The following is a 3,465-nucleotide window of genomic DNA, read 5'->3' on the forward strand; positions in this document are numbered from 1 at the left end:
CCGGGCCCGCGCGCGGCCGGCCCCGGAGTACGCCGGCGCCGTCGGCGTGTAGGCGGGCTGCGGGGGAACCTGCTGGGCGAACCGGTCCCGCGGATCCGGCACGGCGGGCCGGCCGGCCGGCGGGGTGGGGGAGTAGTCCAGCAGATGTGCCGCCCGGCGGCCGAGTTGGGCCAGCACCGCCCCCGGCAGCCACTCGCCGGACCGCTCCGCCGCCGTGCGGTCCGCGACCTCCTGGGGAGTGGGCCGCTCGGCCGGGTCCTTCTCCAGGCAGGCGCGGACGAGTTCGACGAGCTCGTCCGGTACGCCCGTCAGGTCCGGCTCCTCCTCGGCGATCCGGAACAGATGCGCGTTCAGGCCCGTCTCCGTGGCGCCGAACAGCAGCCGTCCGGTGGCCGCGTAGACGAGGAGCGCACCCAGGCAGAACACGTCGGAGGCGGGGGTGAGTTCGAGGCCGCGCACCTGCTCGGGCGACATGAAGCCGGGTGATCCGATCAGCATCCCGGTGCGGGTGTGCAGACTGTCCCCGGCGAGGCTGTCCATCGCCCGCGCGATGCCGAAGTCGATGACGCGCGGGCCGTCCACGGTGACCAGGACGTTCGACGGCTTGAGGTCGCGGTGGATCAGGCCCGCCTCGTGCACGGCGCGCAGCGCGAGCGCGAGACGGTTGGCGAGCGTGGTCACCGACCGCTCCGGCAGCGGACCGAAGTCCTGCGCCACCACGGTGGTCAGGTCGGGGCCGGGGATGTACTGGGTCGCCACCCACGGCACGGCGGCCTCGGTGTCGGCGTCCAGGACGTCGGCCGTCCAGGCGCCGCCCACCCGCCTGGCCGCGGCCACCTCACGGGCGAACCGCTTCCGGAACTCCGGGTGTTGGGCGTGCTCGGCCTGGACGACCTTGACGGCGACCGTCCGTCCCACGTCGGAGCGGCCCAGATAGACCAGGCCCATCCCGCCCGCGCCGAGGCGGGCGATCAGACGGTACGGGCCGATGTGTGCGGGGTCCTCCCCCGTCAGCTGTTCCACGGTGGAGAGGTCAGCCCTTCGCGTGCGCGGAGCGGCCGTCGAGCGGCGGGACGGCGCTCCGCGGCGAAACGGACGGAGTGGTGTGGCCCATGCGGTGATCCCCCTGGATGGTCGCGAAGAACTCAAGGTAGAGCACGGGTCCGGGGCCGGTCAGGGAAGTCGTGGCATCCCGCCGCGCACCGCCTAGTCTGGGGGCATGACAGTCGTGCGGGTCGGCGGCGTCGACGTCGCCTATACGAGGAAGGGGCGGGGGCCGGTCCTGGTCCTCGCCCACGGGGCCGGGAGCGACGGGCGGATGTGGCAGCCGCAAGTCGAGGCGCTCGCCGACGAGTTCACGGTGGTGGTCTGGGACGAGCCGGGAGCCGGGCGGTCCGGGGCGCTGCCGCCGGGCTTCGGCGTCGAGGACTACGCGCGCGCCCTGGCCGCGGTCGTCGAGGATGTGGACCTCGGACCCGCGCAGCTCGCGGGACTGTCCTGGGGCGGGACGGTGGTCCTGGAGCTGTACCGGCATCGGCCGGACCTGGTGCGTTCGCTGCTGTTGGTGGACACGTACGCCGGGTGGAAGGGCTCGCTGCCGCCGGAGGAGGTCGCCGCGCGGGTCGAGGGGGCACGCCGGATGGTCGCGGTGCCCCGGGAGGAGTTCGACCCGACGTTGCCGGGGCTCTACGCGGACGGCCCGCCGGAACTCTTCGCCGAGCTGCTGGAGGCGATCGGCCGGGACGTACGGCCGGAGAGCATGGCCGTGCAGCTCTCCCTGATGGCCGAGGCCGACGCGACGGACGTGCTGCCCCGGATCACGGTGCCGACGCTGCTGCTCTGGGGCGAACACGACGCGCGCTCGCCCCTGGACATCGCCCTCGCCTTCCAGGACGCGATCCCGCACGCCGATCTGGTGGTGATCCCCGAGGTGGGCCACATGAGCAACCTGGAGGCGCCGGAGGCCTTCACCGCGGCCGTCCGCGCCTTCTGCCGGGCGCACGTCTGAGGGGGATGTACGGAGGAGGGGCGCCCGCCCGGGAGGTACGCCGTCCGGCCCGGTGCGGGGCACGGCCGTTTCCCCGCGCGGCGGATACCCCTTCGACGGGCGAGGGCTCCGGTCCGGTGAAAGGCTGAGGACGTACCTGGCGGACCCCCGGAACCGTGAAAGGCCCTCGCGATGATCACCACCGACTTCGTCCCCGGCTCCCCCTGCTGGCTCGACCTCGGCACCCCCGACGTCCCGGCGGCCGCCGCCTTCTACGGCGGCGTCCTCGGGTGGGACTACGAGTCCATGGAGGCCCCGGAAGGGCAGGACGGGGAAGGCGGCATGTTCCGGAACGACGGGAAGATCGTCGCCGGCCTCGGCAAGCTGACCGAACCGGGGGCGCGTTCGGCCTGGATGATCTACTACGGCGTCACCGACGCGGACGCCACGACACGGGCCGTGGAGGAGGCGGGCGGCACCGTCCGCGTCCCGCCGACGGAGCTCGACGAGTGGGGTCGGATGGCGCAGTACAGCGACCCGCTCGGCGGGCAGTTCGCCGTCTGGCAGCCCGGGACGAGCAGGGGCGTCGAGCAGGTCGACGCCCCGGGCTCGCTGTCCTGGGTCGAGCTGTACACGACCGACGCCGCGGCGGCGAAGCGCTTCTACGGCAGCGTCTTCGGCTGGCAGTACAGCGAGATGCCGATGCCCGGCGGGGGCGGCGGCACGTACACGATCATCACCCCGGCCGGGCTGTCCGAGGAGCGCATGCACGGCGGCCTGGTGGAGGTCGCCGAGACGGACCTGGCCCTCGCGCACGGGCGGCCGTACTGGCACCCGGTCTTCGCCGTCACCGACTGCGACGCAGCGGTCGGCCGGGTCACCGCGGGCGGCGGCGACGTGCAGATGGGGCCCGACGACGCGGAGGGCGTCGGCCGGCTCGCCGTCTGCCTCGACCCGGCGAAGGCCGACTTCGTCGTCCTGGCCCCGCCCGCCGGCTGAGCCGCGCGGCCGGYCTCAGCGCTTCAGCTGCCCGTCCAGCCACTCCAGGACCTCCGGCGTCACGGGGTCGGTGATGTCCGCGAACTCCTCGTGCCTCTTGAGGAACTTGGCGACGTACGGGCAGACCGGCACGATCCGCATCCCCGAGGCGCGTACGTCGGCGAGGGCCTGCTCGACCAGGATCGAGGCGAGGCCCTGACCGGCGTACGCCTCGTCGACCTCGGTGTGGAAGAAGACGCGCCGGTCCTCGCGGTCGCGGTACGCCGTGAGACCGGCGCGCTGCTCGTCGACGAGGATCTCGTAGCGGTGGCGGGCGTCGACGCGGCGGACGACGGGGGAGGTGGCTGCCTGCTCGGTCATGGCGTGCCTTTCGGTTCGAGGGGCCTGCGGGGGTGGTGTGCGGCGGACGCCTGAGCCCGGCCGCGCGGGGTAATCGTGTGCGGCGGGGCGCTCTCGCCCGGCCGGGGGTTGGTGTGGCG

The 3,465-nt window shown here is 74.0% G+C and carries 4 protein-coding genes; 2 read left to right on the forward strand and 2 right to left on the reverse strand.

Annotated elements, in window-relative coordinates; all coding sequences use genetic code 11:
• Window positions 1-1,023, reverse strand: a 1,023-nt coding sequence (locus EAO70_RS34430) for a serine/threonine-protein kinase (protein ID WP_148006750.1), incomplete at its 3' end; no start/stop codon positions are given.
• Between the two features lie 196 nt (window positions 1,024-1,219).
• Here EAO70_RS34430 and EAO70_RS34435 point away from each other — a divergent pair.
• Together EAO70_RS34435 and EAO70_RS34440 are read left to right on the forward strand one after the other, a co-directional pair.
• The gene (locus EAO70_RS34435) at window positions 1,220-2,008 is read left to right on the forward strand and encodes an alpha/beta fold hydrolase (protein WP_148006751.1); all 789 of its coding nucleotides are present in this window, start codon (window positions 1,220-1,222) and stop codon (window positions 2,006-2,008) included.
• A gap of 171 nt (window positions 2,009-2,179) precedes the next feature.
• Window positions 2,180-2,986, forward strand: a complete 807-nt coding sequence (locus EAO70_RS34440) for a VOC family protein (protein ID WP_148006752.1) — start codon at window positions 2,180-2,182, stop codon at window positions 2,984-2,986.
• A 15-nt stretch (window positions 2,987-3,001) separates the two neighbouring features.
• Here the strand turns inward: EAO70_RS34440 and EAO70_RS34445 are convergent, their stop codons facing one another.
• Entirely contained in the window at window positions 3,002-3,346 is a 345-nt protein-coding gene (locus tag EAO70_RS34445) for a GNAT family N-acetyltransferase (protein ID WP_148006753.1), read from the reverse strand.
• Between the last annotated feature and the right edge of the window lie 119 nt (window positions 3,347-3,465).

The organism is Streptomyces sp. adm13(2018) (genome assembly GCF_008042145.1).
Taxonomy (GTDB): Bacteria; Actinomycetota; Actinomycetes; order Streptomycetales; family Streptomycetaceae; genus Streptomyces.

Excerpts from the sequence above, each read along its gene's own strand:
- EAO70_RS34435 (WP_148006751.1), top strand. The coding sequence starts at position 1,220 with ATGACAGTCGTGCGGGTCGGCGGCGTCGACGTCGCCTATACGAGGAAG.
- EAO70_RS34440 (WP_148006752.1), top strand. The coding sequence starts at position 2,180 with ATGATCACCACCGACTTCGTCCCCGGCTCCCCCTGCTGGCTCGACCTC.
- EAO70_RS34445 (WP_148006753.1), bottom strand. The coding sequence starts at position 3,346 with ATGACCGAGCAGGCAGCCACCTCCCCCGTCGTCCGCCGCGTCGACGCC.